The sequence below is a fragment of the Shewanella sp. SM68 genome, assembly GCF_025653925.1.
GTDB lineage: Bacteria > Pseudomonadota > Gammaproteobacteria > Enterobacterales > Shewanellaceae > Shewanella > Shewanella oncorhynchi.
The window spans coordinates 85,113-105,878 of the sequence record NZ_JAKKRU010000002.1; the positions used below are offsets into that span (position 1 = coordinate 85,113).

The 20,766-nt window shown below is 45.6% G+C and carries 18 protein-coding genes and 1 tRNA gene; 5 read left to right on the plus strand and 14 right to left on the minus strand.

The annotated features are described in order from the left end of the window. Positions 1–5: 5 nt before the first annotated feature. From L5M40_RS03510 to L5M40_RS03530, 5 genes are all read right to left on the minus strand, one after another. Positions 6–773 (minus strand): ABC transporter ATP-binding protein, encoded by a 768-nt coding sequence (locus L5M40_RS03510; protein WP_263177251.1) that lies wholly within the window; start codon positions 771–773, stop codon positions 6–8. Continuing rightward, positions 770–1,720 (minus strand): iron chelate uptake ABC transporter family permease subunit, encoded by a 951-nt coding sequence (locus L5M40_RS03515; protein ID WP_263177252.1) that lies wholly within the window; start codon positions 1,718–1,720, stop codon positions 770–772. The genes L5M40_RS03510 and L5M40_RS03515 overlap by 4 nt, the downstream gene beginning before the upstream one ends. Beyond that, entirely contained in the window at positions 1,717–2,667 is a 951-nt protein-coding gene (locus L5M40_RS03520) for an ABC transporter permease (protein WP_317629664.1), read from the minus strand. Before L5M40_RS03520 ends, L5M40_RS03515 begins: the two co-directional genes overlap by 4 nt. A 72-nt stretch (positions 2,668–2,739) precedes the next feature. Then, positions 2,740–3,450 (minus strand): TetR/AcrR family transcriptional regulator, encoded by a 711-nt coding sequence (locus L5M40_RS03525; RefSeq protein WP_263177253.1) that lies wholly within the window; start codon positions 3,448–3,450, stop codon positions 2,740–2,742. A gap of 92 nt (positions 3,451–3,542) precedes the next feature. Further along, positions 3,543–5,660 (minus strand): TonB-dependent receptor, encoded by a 2,118-nt coding sequence (locus L5M40_RS03530; RefSeq protein WP_263177254.1) that lies wholly within the window; start codon positions 5,658–5,660, stop codon positions 3,543–3,545. A 319-nt stretch (positions 5,661–5,979) separates the two neighbouring features. Here L5M40_RS03530 and L5M40_RS03535 point away from each other — a divergent pair, with 319 nt between their 5' ends. Further along, positions 5,980–7,581 (plus strand): ATP-binding cassette domain-containing protein, encoded by a 1,602-nt coding sequence (locus L5M40_RS03535; RefSeq protein WP_263177255.1) that lies wholly within the window; start codon positions 5,980–5,982, stop codon positions 7,579–7,581. After that, positions 7,578–9,155 carry an ATP-binding cassette domain-containing protein gene (locus L5M40_RS03540; RefSeq protein WP_263177256.1) on the plus strand — a complete coding sequence of 526 codons (1,578 nt, stop codon included), beginning with the start codon at positions 7,578–7,580 and terminating at the stop codon, positions 9,153–9,155. The genes L5M40_RS03535 and L5M40_RS03540 overlap by 4 nt, the downstream gene beginning before the upstream one ends. Positions 9,156–9,440: 285 nt before the next feature. Here L5M40_RS03540 and L5M40_RS03545 read toward each other — a convergent pair whose 3' ends face one another. Both L5M40_RS03545 and L5M40_RS03550 read right to left on the minus strand, forming a co-directional pair. Further along, complete coding sequence (locus L5M40_RS03545; RefSeq protein WP_263177257.1) at positions 9,441–10,850, minus strand: ammonia-forming cytochrome c nitrite reductase subunit c552; 1,410 nt, start codon at positions 10,848–10,850, stop codon at positions 9,441–9,443. Further along, positions 10,834–12,045 (minus strand): NnrS family protein, encoded by a 1,212-nt coding sequence (locus L5M40_RS03550; protein ID WP_263177258.1) that lies wholly within the window; start codon positions 12,043–12,045, stop codon positions 10,834–10,836. The genes L5M40_RS03545 and L5M40_RS03550 overlap by 17 nt, the downstream gene beginning before the upstream one ends. A 259-nt stretch (positions 12,046–12,304) precedes the next feature. Here L5M40_RS03550 and L5M40_RS03555 point away from each other — a divergent pair, with 259 nt between their 5' ends. Further along, entirely contained in the window at positions 12,305–12,475 is a 171-nt protein-coding gene (locus L5M40_RS03555) for a hypothetical protein (protein ID WP_263177259.1), read from the plus strand. 240 nt (positions 12,476–12,715) lie between these two features. On the opposite strand, the gene L5M40_RS03560 is transcribed toward L5M40_RS03555, so the two are convergent. Further along, a tRNA-Trp gene (locus tag L5M40_RS03560) sits at positions 12,716–12,792 on the minus strand. A gap of 380 nt (positions 12,793–13,172) precedes the next feature. On the opposite strand from L5M40_RS03560, the gene L5M40_RS03565 reads away from it, so the two are divergent. After that, positions 13,173–13,511: a PBPRA1643 family SWIM/SEC-C metal-binding motif protein gene (locus L5M40_RS03565; protein ID WP_028761503.1), complete on the plus strand. Its 339-nt coding sequence runs from the start codon at positions 13,173–13,175 to the stop codon at positions 13,509–13,511. A 100-nt stretch (positions 13,512–13,611) separates the two neighbouring features. On the opposite strand, the gene L5M40_RS03570 is transcribed toward L5M40_RS03565, so the two are convergent. From L5M40_RS03570 to L5M40_RS03585, 4 genes are read right to left on the minus strand one after another with little or no spacing between them, the layout of a single operon-like run. Next, positions 13,612–14,556 (minus strand): hypothetical protein, encoded by a 945-nt coding sequence (locus L5M40_RS03570; RefSeq protein ID WP_263177260.1) that lies wholly within the window; start codon positions 14,554–14,556, stop codon positions 13,612–13,614. A gap of 40 nt (positions 14,557–14,596) precedes the next feature. Continuing rightward, on the minus strand, positions 14,597–14,755 hold the full coding sequence (locus L5M40_RS03575; RefSeq protein ID WP_173243196.1) for a hypothetical protein: 159 nt from the start codon (positions 14,753–14,755) through the stop codon (positions 14,597–14,599). Continuing rightward, positions 14,752–15,684 carry a 3'-5' exonuclease gene (locus L5M40_RS03580; protein ID WP_263177262.1) on the minus strand — a complete coding sequence of 311 codons (933 nt, stop codon included), beginning with the start codon at positions 15,682–15,684 and terminating at the stop codon, positions 14,752–14,754. The genes L5M40_RS03575 and L5M40_RS03580 overlap by 4 nt, the downstream gene beginning before the upstream one ends. A gap of 35 nt (positions 15,685–15,719) precedes the next feature. After that, entirely contained in the window at positions 15,720–16,652 is a 933-nt protein-coding gene (locus tag L5M40_RS03585; protein ID WP_263177263.1) for a DUF808 domain-containing protein, read from the minus strand. Between the two features lie 251 nt (positions 16,653–16,903). On the opposite strand from L5M40_RS03585, the gene rpiA reads away from it, so the two are divergent. Further along, complete coding sequence (rpiA, locus tag L5M40_RS03590) at positions 16,904–17,566, plus strand: ribose-5-phosphate isomerase RpiA (protein ID WP_028761507.1); 663 nt, start codon at positions 16,904–16,906, stop codon at positions 17,564–17,566. Between the two features lie 185 nt (positions 17,567–17,751). Here rpiA and L5M40_RS03595 read toward each other — a convergent pair whose 3' ends face one another. After that, positions 17,752–18,942, minus strand: coding sequence for a class I SAM-dependent rRNA methyltransferase (locus L5M40_RS03595; protein ID WP_011788387.1), 1,191 nt, complete (start codon positions 18,940–18,942; stop codon positions 17,752–17,754). A 301-nt stretch (positions 18,943–19,243) separates the two neighbouring features. Further along, positions 19,244–20,434, minus strand: a complete 1,191-nt coding sequence (locus tag L5M40_RS03600) for an endonuclease/exonuclease/phosphatase family protein (RefSeq protein WP_263177265.1) — start codon at positions 20,432–20,434, stop codon at positions 19,244–19,246. Positions 20,435–20,766: the final 332 nt, after the last annotated feature.

Consider the following 20,766-nt stretch of genomic DNA (forward strand, 5'->3'; position numbering starts at 1 on the left):
TCTCCTTATAAGTTGAAGTTGAAATAGTTACAAACTGTTCCTTGGCTCGTTTTCAGCACTTCAAGATCCAGTTCGTACAGTGCTTTTAACCTTTGTGCTGTAACAACCTCTTCAACGGGTCCTTCGCAATGCACAGCGCCTTGCTTCATGCCGACAATATAGTCGGAGTAATTAGCCGCAAAATTGATATCGTGAACCACTAACACTACCGTTCGCTTGAAGTCGTCACACAGATGGCGAAGCGCCCGCATTATGCTAACGGCATGTTTCATATCCAGATTATTGAGTGGTTCATCTAACAATAAATAATCTGTTTGCTGTGCAATCGCCATTGCCAGAAAGGCCATTTGGCGTTGTCCGCCGCTAAGCTCATCGATAAATGCATTAGCTAATGACTGTAAGTCTAAAAACGACAGAGCTTCATCAATGGCACAATGATCTGCCTTTGTGAGTTTGCCTCGACTATAGGGAAAGCGACCAAATGCCACTAACTCCCTGACCGTCAGGCGTAAATTGAGGCTGTTAAACTGACGCATAGTTGCCACTTGCTTGGCGTAATCCTTCAGGGGAATGTTGTGGATAGCAGTACCTTTGAGTAATACCTCGCCCTGCTGGATATTCAGTAACCGACCAATCGACATCAATAAGGTACTTTTGCCAGCGCCGTTGGGGCCAATGAGTGATGTAATCTGATGTTCGGGAAATTGCGTGGTAACATTTTTAAGCACAGGTTTCGCGCCATAAGAATGATGTAAGTTATTGACGGTAATCACACTGCGCTCCGAGGTTTAAGAATTAATACAAAGAAATAGGCACCACAAAATAAGTTAATTAACAGCCCAACACTGGTTTGATAATTAAACAGGTGCTCAACAAGTATTTGTGCGATAAGAAAAACTGAGATAGCAACGGCGCATCCTGTTATCAAGGTAAATGAGTGCGACGGATGCCTTGCCAGTGTATAGGCCATATTCGCTACAAATATCCCCATAAAGGCCGTAGGCCCTACTAAGCTGGTTGATATTGCGACCAATACCGCGATAAGGCCTAATAACAGGCGCACCACTTTTTGATAATCAATACCAAGAGAGATAGCTTGCTCCCGCCCCATCAGTAATACATCAAGCACTGCACGCACTCTCCAAGCGGCAATACACACGGCACTGACAAGTACTAGAGAGATAAGCAATTGCTCTGGTTGAGCGCGGTTGAACGACGCTAAGCTATAGCTCTGGAAAATTGAAAATTCACCGGGACTGATAGAATATTGGATTAACTGAGTAAAACTGCCTAACACCACAGTGAGCACTAAGCCCACAAGCAGTAGGAAGAACACATCATGTCGATCTCCACTAAATAGCCAACGGTGAATCACCATTGAGTAAAGCAACATCACCACAACTGAGACAAAGAAATTGCTGTTAGCGGTGATCAGAATACTGCTGCCCGTCCCTAAGATAAGGATCAACAGAGCCTGCAAAATCAAGTAAACCCCTTCATACCCCATGATAGATGGCGTTAAAATGCGATTTCCGGCTAAGGTCTGAAACAGTATCGAAGAAAACGCAATACAGACACCACCAAGGCAAATAGTGCCCAAACGCACCAATCGATTCGGTATGACATAGTCAAAATCAAAGCCTGAGCCCATCAATAAAAATGTGACTGCCAACATAATAGGCAGCCCCCAGCTCAAAAAACGCCATGCACTGTCTTTCATTTGATTTTCCAAACGATAGCTAAAAATATGAGTCCACCTAAACAGCTTGCCGTTAGACCTATAGGAATTTCAAAGGGATACAAAACAAGCCGACCAAGCAAGTCACAGATAATCAGTAGCGTTGCGCCAGCAAAGGCGATAATAGGCAAGGTGCGTTTTAAATTATCGCCGTAACGCATAGCGACAAGATTAGGAATAATCAAACCAATAAATGGAATGCTCCCGACTGTGATAACTGTGGTCGCTATAGTCAGGGAAACCAGCACTAACCCTAAGATAACTAGGTTGAAATAACTCAGGCCTAGTGTGGTAGCCAAGCCTTCGCCCATTCCCACTATGGTAAAGCGCTGTGCATAAAGGTAGGTCAGTATGACCACGGGAAGGATCAGATAGATGATTTCGTAGTTACCCTGCACGATTTTTGAAAAATCACCCAACATCCATCCCTGCATACTCTGCATACTCTGCATCATATTGTTTTGATAAGCATAAAGTTCCGCTATCGCACTGAGTACACTGCCAAACATAATCCCAATAATTGGAATGAGCACCGGACTCTTATACCGAATACCACGAATAATCAGAATATAAGCTAAGCTCGCAAGCAGGCAAAAAACCAAAGCTCCTAACATTCTGGCGGTGACACCCATACTCGGAGCATGAATGATTGAAATTAATATGCCTAGTTTGGCGGCATCAAGCCCGCCACAAGTAGCAGGTTCAACAAACTTGTTTTGCACAATCTGCTGCAATATCACGCCACAGACAGCGAGCCCTACACCTGAGCAAATCAAGGCAAAGAGCCGCGGCAAGCGACTCGCAGATAACACCAACCAGACATCATCCGAGAACGTCAGCATCTGCGTCACAGAGGCATACTTTGCGCCTAGCAGCAATGAGGCAAAACAAAGCACAAAAAAGCACGTCAGTGCATAAACCACCTTCACAAACTGATACTTCCTATACGCAATAAATCTTGTACTAATCTGCAGCCGCTATGAGGTTTTCATATCGACGCGCTATGTTTGAGCCTTATCGGATCCCCCTGCCTTTTGGGCATGGGTAACGGCAATACCCGCTAACACTAAGTCACGTTTTCGCTCCCACCATTTGCGGGCGCCCACCTTCATGATGTCTACCATCGCATTTATCTGCTCAGCTTTATCAGGGAGCTTGGTGGCTTCATCTTCCCAAATTGCGATAATTCGCTCTTTACGTGTCCGACCATCGGCTTCTGGTTTAGTGGTTGACCACCATCCCAAAAAGCACTCCCCCACCATGTCAACTAAGATATCAACGGCCAGCACTGCTTCATCGAGGGAGAAGCCTTTTTGTTGCAGCTTTTCGACCGATTCAGCAAAAGAACGTATACCCGATGACGGCGTAACACTGGCCTGATGGATAGACTCAGCGAGGCCAGGATGACGCTCATAGAGTGCCCAAATGGCATCGGTCAATATGATCAATTCACTCCGCCAATCGGTGGCTGCTGGCGCTCGCCAGTCCAGCTCATTGATAGCAAGCTCAGCAGCAATGGAGATAACATCATTTCGACCTGCCACGTGATGGTAGAGGGAAGAATGATCGACCTTTAAATGCGCGGCTATAGCAGGGATGGTCGCTTGATCAACCCCAATCTCCAACGCAGCTCTGGCGATAGCCTCACGGGAAATACGGCTAGGTCTGCCACGCTGGCGTTTTTGAGTAGGTTGCTCCGGTACTTGTGTCATATCGATAAGGTTTCCAAGGCAAAAAAGCCATTCTAACCGCTCTTGCTACCCGCTGCATGGCAATAGCCAATACCGCGGGTAGAAGCTAGCCGCTAAAACTTCGCCCTAACGCCTACACCTATTTCTCGAGGTTCAAGTAAATATGCATCCACGCCTCCGGTACTTCTGTCAGCCATTTTTGCCACGGGTGCACGTTCATCCAGCAAATTGCGTGCATAAACAAAGGCTTCAAAATATTGGTTGATTTGATAGGAAGAATTCAGGTTTACCGTAGTGTAAGATCCCACTCTTAACTCAGGCTCATTGGTATCCGTTGAAAAGTATCCATCCGTATGGCGCACATCACCGCTCACTTTGATAGTGTCCGTGATTGAATAGTCAAACCCTATATTGAACATATATCCCGGCGCTTTACTAAACTCGTTGCCGACAAACTCCTCACCACGGTAGTCATTAAATTCACTTATCTCAGTTTCAAGTAAACCCAGCCCACCATATAGGCTAAAACTATCGGCTACTTTAAAGTTCCAATCTAATTCAATCCCATAGCTTTGCGCTTCATCGGCATTAATAATGACAGAACCAAAGGGACGTCCATCTAGGTAGTCAGTAACTGAACGTTGTGAATCCTTAAAGCGGGTGTAGAAGAGATTGCTATTTATGATTAAGCGTTGTTCAAGCAGATCGATACGGGTAAAAAGTTCATAGTTCCATGCCGACTCGGCATCAAAGGTATAATATTCGCCGCCGCGGAAGTTAATACCTGTGCCCCCAGGAATATTGCCTTCACTGATCATCGCGCCGATTAAGACGTTATCTGTCAGATCATAGGACAGGGCAACTTTAGGTAATAAAGCCGTAAACGTCTCTTCATATTGATGGCGCACACCTGGGATGTAGCTGGCAATACCATCGTGGCTAATTTCATCAGACTGATAACGAAGAGCGCTGGTGAATGCCCACTTGGGTGAGAAGCGCCATATGACTTCACCGTAGGGGGCAAAACTGGTATGTCTCAGGTCGGCGTCGGCATTACCAAATACGTTATTCAGCTTGTTATTCGTTTTATCGTCCCAGTAGAAGACACCGGCAACCCCACTAAACTCTGAACTCTTGTCACCAAAGTTCAGCCTTATATCATTCGAAAAGTTTTCATTATCTCGTTTTGCGATCCCTTGATAAGGTGCTGCGAACCGATAATCAAACTGCCCTTCTGAATACTGCAGTTGGTTATGCAACTTCATCCCATTGTCGAACACATATTCAAGATCAAAAATCCCGACATGATTGCTGACTTCTTGATTATCCTGAAAAATTGAACGATTTTCTAAGTCATCATAGGGTTCTGATACCACCTCGTTTCTGGGACGTTTAGCCTCAGTGGAGGAATAAGTCAGCATGGCGGAAAAGTTGCTGTATTTTTCGGGTTCCCATAACAACTTCGCCCGTAGATTTTGGTTTTTAAACTCAAAATCTAAATCATGGGCAGTAAACTCTGGGTTAACGTAATCAACAAAGGTATCTCTAGCGCTGTAATCTGCGCTAATTCTTGCGGCAAAGTCATTACTTAGCGCACCAGATGCCATAGCCGAAAAACGCTGCTTATTCCGACTGCCATAAAGTGCTTGCGCTGCAAATTCTGGCGTATAAGTGGGGTTATGGGTATGGATGACTACAGCGCCAGCAATACTGTTGGCTCCTTGACTGGTCGTTTGCGGACCACGGTAAACTTCAATAGACGACACATCCCACACGCCAGCGGCACCTAAATCCAGTTCTGCGGGGCTCAGATATTTACCATCAACACTGATAGTTGCCCCGGGTACAGGCTTAGATAAATAGGCATTACCCGCTGCAACAGGCCCTTTAGTATCCGTACCGCGGATAATGGGCGCATCGGTATTTCCGGCATAAATTAAGTTTGGCGTACCGCCGAGAATTTCAGAGATCGTTGATTGGTCGGCATTTTTCCTCAACTGTTCTTCGGTGATGACCGTCACTGAGCTCGCCGTTTCCTTCAGCGTCCGCTCGATTTTCTGACCGTAAACAGTGATGACTTCAATATTTCCCGCTGCATCTTGTTGCTTGGATTGCTTATCTGGAGCAGTTCCACTGTCAGCAATAGTTGAGCCTGAAATAGCGCTAAGCCCCAGCGCAAGAAAACCGATAACCCACTTTGATTGTGGGTAAAACTTACCAAATCGGGGCATGTTTAATAACTCCTTATACGAAAGATTTGTTGTCAATGAGAATAGTTATCAATTATATTATCGCCGTTCAAAACATTTATCAACACTGTGTTGATAAATAAAAGTGACCGCTTAATATGGTCGCCATCTCATGGCGGTTCAATTTTTATGAAACAAGGAATTTGGCTCGTGGATGTTCATTTGCCCATAAACTCTGGCACTCAGACTATTTTTTACTCTGCAATATCAAGACTTCATCGCTTCATTGGCCTTGTGTTAATCACACTTTCCAGACCGAAGCCCAGCCTGTTCCACTTCGATTTTTTAGGTGAACATTAAAATGCAGCGACTTTTCAGTCCCACTTCAACATTAGCCTTCGCCCTACGTCCGGCGATTCCCGCACTCACTTTCGGAATGCTGCTAGCGGCAGGTGCTGGCGTGACGACACTAGGTGCACTCTGGTGCATGATTCAACTTATTGCTGGTCATCACTCGCTATGGTTAGCGGGGGCGCTCATATTTGGGGTAGTGTCAGCGTTGCTATCAGCTGGCGCATCTTGGGTTAACCACAATGCTGAGGCGCAATTTTCTGGAAGATTAAGGCGTCATGTTGCAGCGCATCTTGTTAGGTTGCCACCAAGTACCTTGGCAAAATATAAGGGCGAAAAGTTAAAGCGATTAATGGTCGATGACATAGCGTCATTGCATCATATGATCGCGCATTTACCCTCTGAGCTAGCGACCTTTATCATTGTCCCTGTCATCACTATTGGTTTGCTGATCTTAAGTGCGGGCTTAGTGGCATTACTTGCCCTTATCCCAGGTCTAGTCGCAGCGCTTTTCTATTTGGTGGTGATCCCAAGGCTTGCAGCAAAACAGGGGGAAGCACGGGTCAATGTGATGGGAAATATCACTGCAGCAGTAGATGACTACGCCCGTGGTGCGCCTGTATTTCGCATTTATGGCGCACAAACTGGTGCTATGGCCGACTACCAAAAGGCAACGACACATTTTATTGGGGATATTCTTGAGCGGGTAAGCAAGGTATCAACTTCAGTCGCCGTGGCCACATCACTACTGCAGGCTGTCTGTACTTTTGCCATTGTCTATGCCATCGGGTATGAATGGCCCCCAGAAAACCTTGCTGCAGCCTTGTTCTTCAGTCTGGCCATAGTCACGCCAGCCCTAAAGCTCGGGCATGGGCTTGATTATCTCGCCACGGGCCGCGCTGCCGCTCAGCGGCTAACGGATTTTCTTGAGCAATCGAGAGTTCCTGTTGGTAACGGCAATATTGAGCTTAATGCAAATATGCCGCTCACCCTCACGAATGTTATGCCTTCACTGTCTACAAGCAATCAATCTGTGCCCATTAACTATCAATTTAGATCTGGCAGAGTGACGGCAGTTACAGGGATCAGTGGTGTTGGCAAATCCACATTACTGCGCTTATTAGCTGGCATGGAGCCGCTACATACCGGAGATATTCGACTCGCTGGTATTGCACTCAAAGAGATAGATGAAGCCTCGATTAATCACGCGATCATGCTATTACCGCAAAGTGCGGGACTACTGGCAACCTCCATCGCCGACAATCTCGCGCTCACCGCACCTGATGCCACGGATGAGGATTACTTAGCGGCATTACACTGCGCGCAATTGGATAAACCCTTAAATACTCATGCAAGCACACTGTCTGGCGGTGAAATACAACGCGTCAACCTTGCCCGTGTGTTTCTTTCACCCGCTAGGGTGATATTGCTTGATGAACCCACATCGGCCCTAGACAGCGAAACGGCGTTTAACGTGTTCACAGCACTACGCCATCACGCAAAAACAAACCACAAAACGATTGTGATGGTCACCCATGACTTAACGCTTGCCGAGCTGGCGGATGACAAGCTCGCACTCAAACATCATCACAGGGAAGGAGAAGGCCAATGATAAATCGTCCCCAAGATTACGCAGCCATAAAGCACTTAATACCTGTTGCCTGCGGTTGGGCTGTGGCGGCCATATTGGAAGCGGCATGCTACATTCAACTGGCTTTAGCCATTACTCAGCAGCAATCACCACAAAAAGTACTATCCATTGCCGCAATAACCATACTCACCACAATACTGGTTTCGCGTTCAGGTTTTTGGGCTGGCGCAAAGCTGGCCAATGCGCTCTACAGTGCATTAGGCACGACCATGCAACAAGCTAAACTCTCTTGGTTTACACCAAGTGTCAGGACACTACTCATAGAAACTGTCTCTCGAAGTATTCCTGGCTTTATGAGTATTCCGGCACATCAATTTCAGGTATTTATTCATGCACCGCTTATTCCGCTCTGCATTACCTTTGGCATAGGATTGATCGGTGGCATACCACTGGTACTGATGTTGGCTAGCTTGTTGCTCGTGTCATTTGTGATTCAGAGTATGGCGCAACGAGCCCTTGCCCGCGCAGATATGGACCGAAACAACACTGAATTGGCAGCAGATCAGTCAACTCTTGAACTGATCGACCACTTAGAGTTACTGCGCACAGCAGCAGGTTATAGCGGCGCAACAACACGGTTGGAGCAAAACTGGCAAACACAAGAAATCGCACTGGAACGAACTAATCACGCCGCTGCTATAGCAACATTACTGTCGGCTATCGCCAGCTTTTTACCTATTGCAGGCATGGCACTCTATCTGGTGCTATCCGGTATAAACAATACGCCAATGCTGCTCGCTGTCTTGATGTTGACCATGCGCGCGGCGGCGCCACTTGAGACTCTCGCCGTGGCGGCAATAGGCATTAATGATCAGCTAGCGGCTATTAAACACTATCGACAAGCGACTCATGCGCCAACGCTCAAAGAGCCAAGCCAAGTGCAACAAAAGACACCGAACAATCATACAATCGAATTGAATAACGTAACATTTCCCCCTGCGGTGCAAAATATCAATGCCACTATCGAGCCAGGTGAACGCGTGCTGATTTGTGGCCCGAGCGGTTCAGGTAAAACCAGCTTACTTAAGTTATTGATGCGCTTTGATGATCCCACCCTAGGCCTGATCACTTTGGGCAAGGTGTCGCTCACTTCAATCCCCGCTGTTGAACTTGCCCGCTTTTTCGCCTATGTGCCGCAGGATCCAATCATCTTTACAGGCACCATTGCCAGCAATATTCGTATCGGTAACCCTGATGCCGACGATCAAGCCATAGATAAAATTGCACGCCAAGTCGCACTAGATGAAGTGTTAGATAGATCAGAACAGGGCATTTACCAAGAAGTCGGCTTGCAAGGCGCAGGGTTATCGGGAGGGGAACGCCAAAGGCTTGCCTTAGCACGTGCGCTTATCAAAAATGCGCCAATTCTGATAATGGATGAGGCCACCTCGGCATTGGATGAGGAGACAGAAAAGCGCGTAGCCAAGGCTATTTGTGAACAGAGTTGTACACTGGTTTTAGTTTCGCACCGAAACCAATCACTTTGGCAGCCAACCAAGATAATAGAATTTCATCAATCACTTGCCTCAAAGTAAGATCGGCTTTTTACGCATTAAAAAACTGAATTACAGATGTCTGACACAGATTACAGTGATTAATTTGTCGTTACTGACCACATCTCAATGAGTTATATACTGCAGCCGAAATGACATGAATCATTTCGACTGCAGTTATTATTCGTGCAAAAGAAGATGAGCATCGCTGTAGAACCGACCAAGCCTTGTTGGCATAACGCTCACTGAATCAAAGCATAAATACTCGAGCTTCCTCTCGCTTTTGAGCTTTAAAATCCCTCAAATTATCAGCTACCCGTTAATAAACTAGTAACCATATTTTGCGACAGGGTGCCAGTTTTTATTCACATCCTCTTCAATAAACTTTTGTTTTTCTTTGATTAAATCCGATTCAACTAACCCTATCGCTTGATGGGCCTTTTCCTTAGTACTGATATCTGGATAGCTAACTTGAGTCACGTTAAGTTGCTTCAATATTCCAGCGAGCAGATGACGTGCTTCGTTCGCTTGTTCGATGGCTTTATCTAAAAGCTGCTTACCTTCTTGTGGATTATGTGCATATAAACCATGTGAAGACATGGCAAAGTCCCAGCGCCACTGACTGTGTCGTATCGCCATAATTGGCTCATTCATATTCTCCCATTTAGCACCTGCATCCCATGCCGCTTTGGCTTCATAGTGGGCTTTGACGAGCAGAGCTTCAACTTCGCGAGCTTTGGTCTCAATCGCTAATTTATTGGTCGCAAGCTTGGTTTCAATTTTGGTTTTACTGCTATGGCAGCCACTGCAACTGTTATCAAAATGCGGTAAGGCTTTATCAACTTTATGACTAGTAAATTCAACACCTTTTGCATCCTGCTGGGTAGGCATATGGCAGGTAATGCAAGTGACACCGACTTCGGCATGTTTACTGCGACTCCAGTGTTCAAACTCAGGATGACGTGCTTTGAGTATGGGCGTTTTCGAAAGAGGATGGATCCATTCGAAGAAGCGGCGAGTGTCATAATATTTTTCAATATCGTCGGCTGTGCTGCCAAAAATCCAGGGAATATTAACAACATTACTTTTTTCCGGACGGAAATAGTAAGTGACATGACACTGACCACATACCTGCGCACCTTGCATATCGGTATCTTGTTTATCGAATGGCAGGTGAATTTTAGCCATAGCCTCTTGGGCATGGGGGCGAGGTAAAGTTAACTTATTAGTGCCAGATTCATGGCAATCACTGCAATACACTACGCTTTGGATCTCTTTGCCCAGATCGGTAAAGTTTTTAGCGGAGTATCCTTCAAATCCTAGTTGTTCAATCAATCTAGGGGCATCCGGTGTCTTGCAGGTCCAACAACTGGCGGATAATCCTTTCTCTCCTGCTTTAGGGGGGACACCTGTACGTAAAGTATGCGTCACATCAGCAACGGCAAAATGGTGTCCACGTGGGCTATGGTACTCTTTGGCATAGGAAGATCCTGCCCAGAGTATGATGCTGGCGGGATAATTGGCGAGCATATCTTCGCGTTCAACTTGTTCAGAGGTGGCTTGCCAAGATTGATATTGGTTAGGGTATTTTTGTTGATTGCTAGTATCGGAAGCCGCTACAGATGTACATATAGTTATGACGAGCAAGCAAATCATTTTTAGCAATGTGACTGTTTTAAAATAAGTTTTCACTTTGTATCCTTTTGTCCTAACATCAATATTAACCTGGGCGCCCATCGATACGGGGGCGAGAAAGTATCGGCAAGTAATGCCATACAAACAGTGTAAATGCGATAAACCAGCAACTGCCAGCCAACCATAACCAGACTTGGGTGTGGGCCGGAAACCAGATGGGCATCAGTGCCCTGAGCAGTGCCGCTAACGGTAGGCAAATAAATGCCAAGATCATCTTAGGGCCCTCATAAATATTTCGACTTGTGTGCCCGAGTGACACTCTGGATATCATCGAAAGACACAGGGTAGCCATACAACCAATAGCAAATAGGTGAAGCAAACTGCGATAGGCATATTCATTATCGAGATACCAACTCATGGCTAACAGGCTGAGTGGCAACATTAAATAGGCAAGATGCAAGGACCACAACATAGGTTCCTTAAGTGTTTTATGGGGTAACCAGCGTGCAAATCGGACCATCTGCAAGAGCCCCGCAATGAGCAGTAAACCTCGCTCGACTTCCAGAGGTATAAGGTGGATGAGTGATTGAATGACGAGCAAGATCATCGTCAGGATTAGCGGGTATTCAATCCAAGTTAAGGGATCTGCTTTAGTGGCCTTAATGCGCATCGCGGTAAAGAATGGAATGACACGCCCACCGACTATGGTGATAAGTAAGGCTAACCACCATAACATCGCCTGCCAGATCTGGTTGGCAAGAATAAAGTCGCGTTCAAATAAAGCGTAATAGCTGACATTGTTAATCACGAGTGCGGCAAACAACATGATCGGAAAACCAATATTGCGCCATTGCTTCACCTTATAAATGCAGCGCCATAAAGTAAGGCTTGCCATACCAAGGAACAATGAATCAAAAAAGGCAGGCAAAATGAGCGGAACTTGCATTGGGAGTAAGAGTAATAATCGTGCCAGTAACCAGCAGCTAAAGGTCAATGCGAGTGGCCATCCCTTTAATGTGGGTTGGTTGGTCCAATTTTGAACGGCAGTCAGCAAAAATCCACACACAATTGCCATAGCGAAACCGAACAGCATTTCATGTGGATGCCACCATAGCGGCAATATCTTGCTCCAAAAGGATGAAGGGAAAAAGCTATATTGGGGAGTAAACCAAGTTAATAGCCACAAAGGGATATATAGCGCAGCTAATATTGCTCCCCCAAGGAAAAAAGGTCTAAAGCCTAAGCGCCATAACGCATGAGTACGTTCGGTTTGTGTAGGATCATCAATATTTAGCATAGTTGTTAGCCGAGTAGCAGAACGATGATGAACACACTTAAGATGCATTCAGTATAGTCCTTATATTGTACTGTTATGACCTTCAATTCAAACTAAATCTTAGATTTTGGAACTAAGATCCCAAAGATGAACAAAAAATAAAGTGTCGTGGAATACTCATTTCTGACGGCTAATAGGTTTGATCAATGTACTGCGGGTTCATGACAGACAAAGGTTCGATGCAGACTTTTACACAAGTAACGGCACAAACAGTCACACATTGGTAAATTTTAGATGGGATAAATACCGTTTTGATTTAAATAACCGTGGCTTTATCGGCTTATCTTATTTCGAACACAGCCAAGACTTTGATAGCGCAGGCAGCTCGATTTATAACGGCGATAACAGTTCAGATGATTATATGGTAACTCGCTTTAGCATCGATTATTAGGCTAAAAACTGGCGGATTAGTGGCTTCGACAACAACCTATTTGATGAACAAGCATTGACAGTAAATGAGCCTACAAGCCGCAGTTATGTGGAGGGTTACGACAGAAAAATGGAAATAGTACCGGCAATTGGTAGCGTTAAAAAATGGCGAGTTATTCAATCCAAGCAAAATCATTTTCTACGTTTTATTCTACGCAAAATAAAACGGCTCGCATATTTCTATGCAAGCCGTTGTTTTATTTGGCAGGGGTGGCAGGACTCGAACCCGCAACCATCGGTTTTGGAGACCGCTGTTCTACCAATTGGAACTACACCCCTGTTGACGTGGGCATTATGCTAAAAGCACCTCCAAAGGTAAAGTACTTTTTATGGCAAAACTCATTAACTGAAGGTTTTTCAAACAAGTTAGGCTATTGCTGTTGATTTAACTGCCACTGAGATTAAAAAGCCATCGCATATTAGCTTAATGACGAAGTAGATACTTAGTTTAGAGCCCATAGGTTAATAGTAACTCGACTAAATGATCCCACAACAAATCAGTTTGATGACGTCGAATAAGTGTGCCGTTTCGGCCATTTTGAGGTGCTTAAGGGTTAAAGACGCGCATTTATCGAAAAAAGATCTGAGTTCGATTTATAAAATCGGCGTTTTATAGTATAAGCATCGTCAATTTCATACACAGCTCGACGGAACCACTCATGTCTGACAAATTTTTCTTCAAGGGTCGTAAAACCCCCAAGCCGAAGCACGAAAGCTATGGCTACAACACTAAGCGTGCCGCTAAACCGGGTACAGAAGCATTACCATTACAATTAATTGTTGCCGACGAAGCGCGTAAACTCGAAGTTGCCGCGATTGTTGCCGAACACCAGCTGTTCGCCAATATCGAAGTCAATGCCGACGTCGCTGAAGATATTGTTGAATTAGAAGGTTTATTAAATAAGCCTAAGACCACGACTTTCGAGAAAAAACCGAATCGTAACGAGCCTTGCGTTTGTGGTAGCGGTCAAAAATTCAAGAAGTGCTGCGGCAAGTAAGCGCTTTCATAAGCGTGATATAGATAGGGACTTTTGCTGTAACGCTTTTGTGCGTCGGGAATCGCCCCTTTACTCCCCTCTTTTTAGTTTCTGCCCGAAGCTAATCTTCCAACTTTGAGATAAAAATCCGCTGCAAATCGTTATTCCATAGCTGAATAATTTTGCGGGTCTTTTCTTTATTCCAAAAACATTTACCAAATAAAATCAAACCAGCGCCTTCAAAGCAGCGCTTATCTTCTATTTCAAATTGCACTAATAATGGTTGCTTTATCCCATCGATAGGAATGCCGATATCTTTGCTGTCGGCGGGGTTAAGCCAGCTCATCGTCGGGTCAGTGTGGGATATCGTGCCCCAATACATGTGGGGTTTATTGTCGCTTGGGTCCGCATCGGCAAAATTGACAAACAGGTTCTTCGCCCGCCAACGGTATTTTCGCTCAGCGTCTGTGTATACCCAGAGATCCGATTTCGCCAAATCTGTACCGCGCAATAAACTGTGGAGTAACTTTTCGAGCCCTTGGCTGGGCACTCGTTTTTCAGTGGTATGTTCAGCGGTGTTAACTTGGTAGCTTGTTTTCGACTCTTGTATCCGATCATCCACTGACGATGCAACAGACGCTTTCGATGACTCAGGCATAGAGGACAATTTAGGCGTTGGCTCAGTCTTGCTGCTTAATGCCTGTGCAGTCGAAACTTTGTTTGCAGGCGTATGGCGACGAGGTTTACGGCTAAAATCGATCATTAAGGCATCGGCGTCCACCAGCTGTTGTTGCACTTCAATGGCATCTTGCTCCTCACGGGACTTTTGTGCCGAAGGTTTAAATTCAATGCAATCGACTTGGTGATATCGCGAGCCAAAACAAGCGGCTTTACCGTCCTTTGAGGCTTTACGGAAATATGCTTTACCACCGCAGGCGGGGCAAATTAACCATTGCCGCAAACGCTCGATATTCTCATCGGGTAATTGTTGAAACTTAAAAACACTATAAGTCGTTCTCGCAATTAAATGATCCTCTGTTTCGAGTTCACAAATAGCATCTAACATAGTGTTCTCCTTTATTTTCGACTGCTGGCAATACCGCTATCTATGCCCAAGCATTAATCCCAAAAGTGATAACACTTAACAGAAGCAAGATGCCAAGTACGCGATAAATCAAACCTAAAGTACTGGTGCCTTGCGAGCTCACATCCGAATGTAATGGCATGATTTTAACTTTTGCAGCATCTTGGGTTTTGTGTTTCATTCTGCATCCTTAAAATATTTCGCCAAGGGCACTATCAAACTTGAAGGAATTAATAATGCGGCTTTTGCGGCACTTGATGCATGATAAAAGGGTGTCAGTTGAGTGATTAACGCGTTGAAGCATTTGAGTGCGGCCAAGGCATCGGCGGCGGCATAATGAATTTGCGCACTGGATAACGGCACGTGCTGCCAATTCGATAAGGTGACTTTTTTAGGTTTGTCGATACGTACACCCAAAAGCGCCGCAACTAACTGGCGCGTCCCCATTTCCTTCTCCGCTCCAAGTTGAGCCAGTACCCAATTTAAATCTAATGTTGAGGCGACATTAATGCCCCATTGCCGCCTGAGTGCTTGTGCATCACTGCGTAAACCGACCCCGACTTTGAGTATGGTTTCATCTTCTAATAAGGCTTTTAACTGGGTGAATTGCTCACCCAAAATGGCATGCTGAAATAAATAACAGGTATTCGCTGTCGCGATTTGGATAAGACTCAAGGGGTGTTGCACGCCGCGCTCAAAGCTTGCACGGGTTTCAGTATCAAAACCTAAGACTTGCTCAGCCTGTAATAGTGCGACAACCGCATCGAACTCCGATGGTTCAACCACCTCGATGCGGACATGTTGAAATTCAAAAGCTGCTAACGCTGCAAGTTCAATATCATCAATACGTGTAGTCAAAGCGATACGTTGCTGCAGCCACAAATATGCCCACTGACGCTGCGCTTGAAGTTGAGTTTTAGCTTTAATCGCATTTTCAGCCTTGGCCGATACCTGCTCACTTTTCTGCTGCTCGGTCAAGGCATTGAGGTTATCAAGATAAGCCGTGCCAGCAGCATCCATTGCCGCCATTAATCCATCGGCATCTTTGCCAAACTCTTTACGTAACCAAGCCAGCTTACTCGGGGAGACACAGTACTTCATTAACTTCATCGTGCTCATCCTTGATGGTTGATGCGCGCAGCTAGTTAACTACGCAATTTCTGTATTCCTGTCATCGCAATAAGTGCAACAGCGCCAGCAACGACACCAAATAAGCCATTAAGAATACTTGGCGTCAGCACAGCAAACACAGGTCCAACAACACCAATGGCAGCAACCGCTTGTTCAGCATGGTGGATTTGCTCGCCGACTAGGTGTAGGCCATGAGTTAAAATCCCACCACCCACCATAAACATGGCTGCCGTGCCAATAATCGTTAAACTTTTCATTAATACGGGAGCTGCGCTCAATAAACCAAAACCTAATTTACGGTTCATTTGAGTTAATACAGAGGCACCTTCACGTTGGCTCAAGTACAAACCCGCATCATCCATTTTCACAATCGCCGCCACTAAGCCATACACGCCTATGGTCATGACTATCCCAATGACAGCTAACGTAAAAAACTGTGTCGATAGGGATTTGTCCGCCACGATACCAAGGGTAATGGCAATAATTTCCGCCGATAACACAAAGTCGGTACGAATCGCCCCTTTGACTTTTTCGGCCTCGTAGGCGGCGAAATCTTTAATCTCAGGTAACTCATTCTCTACTTGGGTTTCGTGTTGTTGCTGGCATTTTCTATGGCTATAGCTGTGATGCAGTTTTTCAAACCCTTCGTAACATAAAAACAGTCCACCAAACATTAATAAAGGGGTGACAGCCCAGGGAATAAAAGCGCTGATAAGCATTGCTGCTGGCACTAAAATCAACTTATTACGGAATGATCCCTTGGCCACCGCCCACACTACGGGTAATTCACGATCGGCGCTTACGCCCGTCACTTGCTGGGCATTGAGGGCTAAATCATCCCCCAGTACACCCGCGGTTTTCTTTGCCGCTACTTTACTCATTACCGCTACGTCATCCAAAATCGATGCGATATCGTCGAGTAAGGTTAATAAACTCGCGCCTGCCATGCTAAATCCCTCTACAAATCATCTATAAACCATTCTGCTTTTGCCATAGTAGCTTAGTTAGATTAGTTGCGTATAGCGAAATGCTTTCCAACTTAACTGCTTAAGTTACTTACGTTATTGGGACTGGTTGCTAATGTGAAAATGCCAGCAATCTAGATCACACCCACGGTGGAATTGCGCCACATTATTTATCGGAAAAGAGTATACTAAGCCCAGAATTTTTTACTCATTTGCCGTTACAGGATGTCAACATGACTCAAGATGAAATGAAAAAAGCTGCCGGTTGGGCCGCACTTAAGTACGTTGAAAAAGACAGCATTGTTGGTGTTGGTACGGGTTCGACTGTGAATCACTTTATCGATGCACTGGCGACCATGAAAGCCGATATCGAAGGCGCAGTCTCTAGCTCTGAGGCATCAACTCAGAAAATGAAAGCGCTGGGTATTCCCGTTTATGACTTAAACAGCGTCGATCGTTTATCTGTCTATGTGGACGGTGCCGATGAAATCAACGACCGCATGGATATGATTAAAGGTGGCGGCGCGGCATTAACTCGCGAGAAAATTGTCGCGGCTGTGGCTGAGAAGTTTATCTGTATCGTGGATAACACTAAGCAAGTCGACATACTAGGCGAATTTCCACTACCCGTAGAAGTCATTCCGATGGCACGCTCTTATGTGGCGCGTCAACTCGTTAAACTTGGCGGCGATCCTGTGTACCGTGAAGGCGTTGTGACCGATAACGGCAACGTGATCCTCGATGTGTACAATCTTAAGATCCTTAATCCAAAAGAATTAGAAAGTCAGATCAATGAGATAGTCGGTGTAGTGACTAACGGTCTGTTTGCCAAACGCGGGGCGGATGTGTTACTCGTTGGCACCCCTGATGGCGTAAAAACCTTTACCGCCAAATAAGTTCTGCGTTTAAAGAATCCATCGCAGTCACAAGGCTGCTGATTATAAAAATGCACAGTAAAAAATACGCTGTAAAAATGCCAGCCACTTTATTCAAAGGGCTGGCATTTTTTATGGTTCTATTTAGGGTTCAATGTTATCTGACTCAGCAGCCCATCGCAGACAGCTTATATCAAACGCTTGGCTTACCAAGCTCTGGCAACTAGACCTTTTAAGTAGAATCCTTCTGGGAAGGCGCTACCGATAGGGTGATCGCTCGCTTGGCTTAAGCGTTCGATAAACTGGATTTCACGTTTCGCATCGAGCGCAGCATCGGCCACGATTTTTTGGAACAGATCCGCAGGCATTAATCCTGAGCAAGAGAAGGTCAATAACACGCCACCCGGATTCAACAACTGCAATGCAATCATGTTGATGTCTTTATAACCACGGCAAGCCCCGTTTAACTGTGCCTTGTTATCGGCAAACTTAGGCGGGTCGAGCACAATCACATCAAAGGTTTTGCCTTCATCACGGTACTGGCGCAGCAACTTGAACACATCGGCTTCGTTGTAATGCACATTGTCATCACTCAAACCGTTCACTTGCATATTGAGGCGCGCTGTCGCCAAGGCTAGAGAAGACACATCGACGTTTTCAATACTGGCAGCACCTGCTTTCGCGGCGTACAAACCAAAGGTGCCTGTGTAGCAGAAACAGTTCAATACCGATTTATCTTTCACGAAACGGGCGGCAATGGCGCGGTTATCACGTTGATCGAGATAGAAACCTGTTTTATGGCCTTTAATCACATCGACAGCGATCTTAATGCCGTTCTCTTCGATAATCACTGGCATTTCAGGCAGAGTGCCGTGCAGTAAACCGGTAACTGGCAGCAGGCCTTCTTTCTTACGGGAATCCACATCGGAACGCTCATAGATAGCACAATCTGGATATTGCTCAGCCAATAGCTCGACTAAGGTATCGCGCCATAAATCAGCACCTGTGCTCAGTAACTGACACACCAACACATTGGCATATCTGTCGATGGTGATCCCAGGTAAACCATCGGACTCAGCAGCCACTAAACGGTAACCCGTTAAGCCTTGCTCGCGGATTAAATCGTTACGGCCGATTTGCGCCCGCTGTAAACGTCTGGCAAAAAACGCGCGATCAATTTCTTCTTCGCGATCGAAAGTCCAAATCCGCACTTGAATTTGCGACTCAGGCGACCAAGCACCACGACCTAACCAATGACCATCATGCGCGACCACATCGACTGTCTCACCCGCTTCAGGTTTTCCCTTAATGTTATGAATAGCATTGGAAAATACCCAAGGATGGCGACGCTCGAGTGACTTCTCGCGGCCGGGTTTAAGTTTGATTCTGATAGCCATAGTTGCCTTTAAAAATAGGGCCGCCACTAAAAAAGGGCTGCTGTCTAAAAATGGGAAACGGATGATATACCCAATGCCACCTAAGTGCGAGTACCGAACACGCCGCAGCGCTTATTTTCCATCATCCACGGGTGGCCGATCATACCTTATTTTAACGGTTAATTCTGAATGATATTCATGCGAAATGATGTTGGAATGGTTAATGAAACAACGATAACAAAACCGTAGCGAGAAGATGCCTGCGCGATAAAGACAACTGACATGATTGAAATAAAACGAATTAATAAGCAAACACGAGAACTTAGCTACGTAGCGCTAACTCAACAATGACGGGCGCATGGTCAGTACTGTAGGCGTCGCGTTCATATTCAGGTCTGACTAAGTGTCTATCGCAGGTCTGATAATCCACCACTTGCGCTAAACTGCGGCCATGGCTCGCATCAAACTCACTCGAAAGCAAAATATAATCTAGCACTGAACCTTTAGGGCCATAGTAATGGGTCGCCGCTCGGTGTTCCCTATGGTAAGCGGTATTACCCGTCAAACTGTCCCTCAAGTTCGCTTCAATAAATAACTCATAGGCATCCTTAAGTTGATACTGAGCAAACACCGCCGCTAACGCAGCATCCGATAAATGCCCAAGGCCCGCGGCTTTAATGTCATTACTGTGAATGCTCTCGCCCTGTATCGTTAACGCATCTAAGGCGCCCATCGACAGACTGTCATTAAAGTCCCCCATCACGATAACGGGATGTTTAGATTCTTGCCTGCGTACCAATATGCCATTGAATAATAATGCTGCTTCTGCCCCGCGCTGCATGGTGGATGCCCAGCGGCCTAATGCTTGCTCTGTGAGTAATTGGGTTTCTGAATGCAGTTTTATGCTCGCTGCGGGCGCTAAATTATCTAAACTAAGTGGCTGATGTCCGAGAGGTTGATGTTCAAATAGCTTAGGTTCAAGTGCTAATCCGGCGCGTTTTGACTTAAAGTGCACCACATAATAGTCACACTTGCCGATGTGTGGCACTTCAACGGTTGCGCGCAGCACCTTACGGCTAAAGGCAAATTCACTCGATAATCCCATGGCTGCCACTAAACGCACATCAGGTTCGACACTGCTGATTTCCACTATGGGATACCGGGAGGCAAGCGCGACCACAGGGCTGCGATAAATGTAATCACTGATAAGAGTTGGCTCATCAACGACCGCAAAATACCCTAGACCTTGCTCACTGGCGATTCGTTTGAGCGGTTCAGGGCTAAACACTTCTTGAAATCCCACAATATCGGGCTGACGATGTGCGAGAAACTCACTCAACCACTGACACTTTTTCTGCCATTGCCCATGGCTATAGATATTTTCAAAATCATAGTAAGCCAAAGGCGGCTCAATAAAGTTAAACAGATTGATACTGGCGATCTTGATATTCGCGGTGCACTTATGATCGATAGGTGCAGCCATTGATTCCAACTCATCGATATTGTGTGCCACAGCTTAATCCCCCAAAAATCTGAATACAGCAATCTATCTTAATCTGACTTAATCTGAGTGAGCACAATGACTCACCGCAGGCACGACAAGGGTATACCCGAAGTGCACTAATGCCAAATCCCCATTATGGATAAAGTGTTAACTCATCTCTGGCGACTCAAATACAGCTTACTGAGATAAGTCATACCGTTAAAAACCACAATTCAATATCAGAGTTAAATCCGACAACAAAAATCAACCGCTACCAGCCAAAAAATAAACAATCAAACAACAATGATTAGCACGCAAAACCACCAGCACTCCCAACAAAATCACGCAAGCCCAGGAATGAT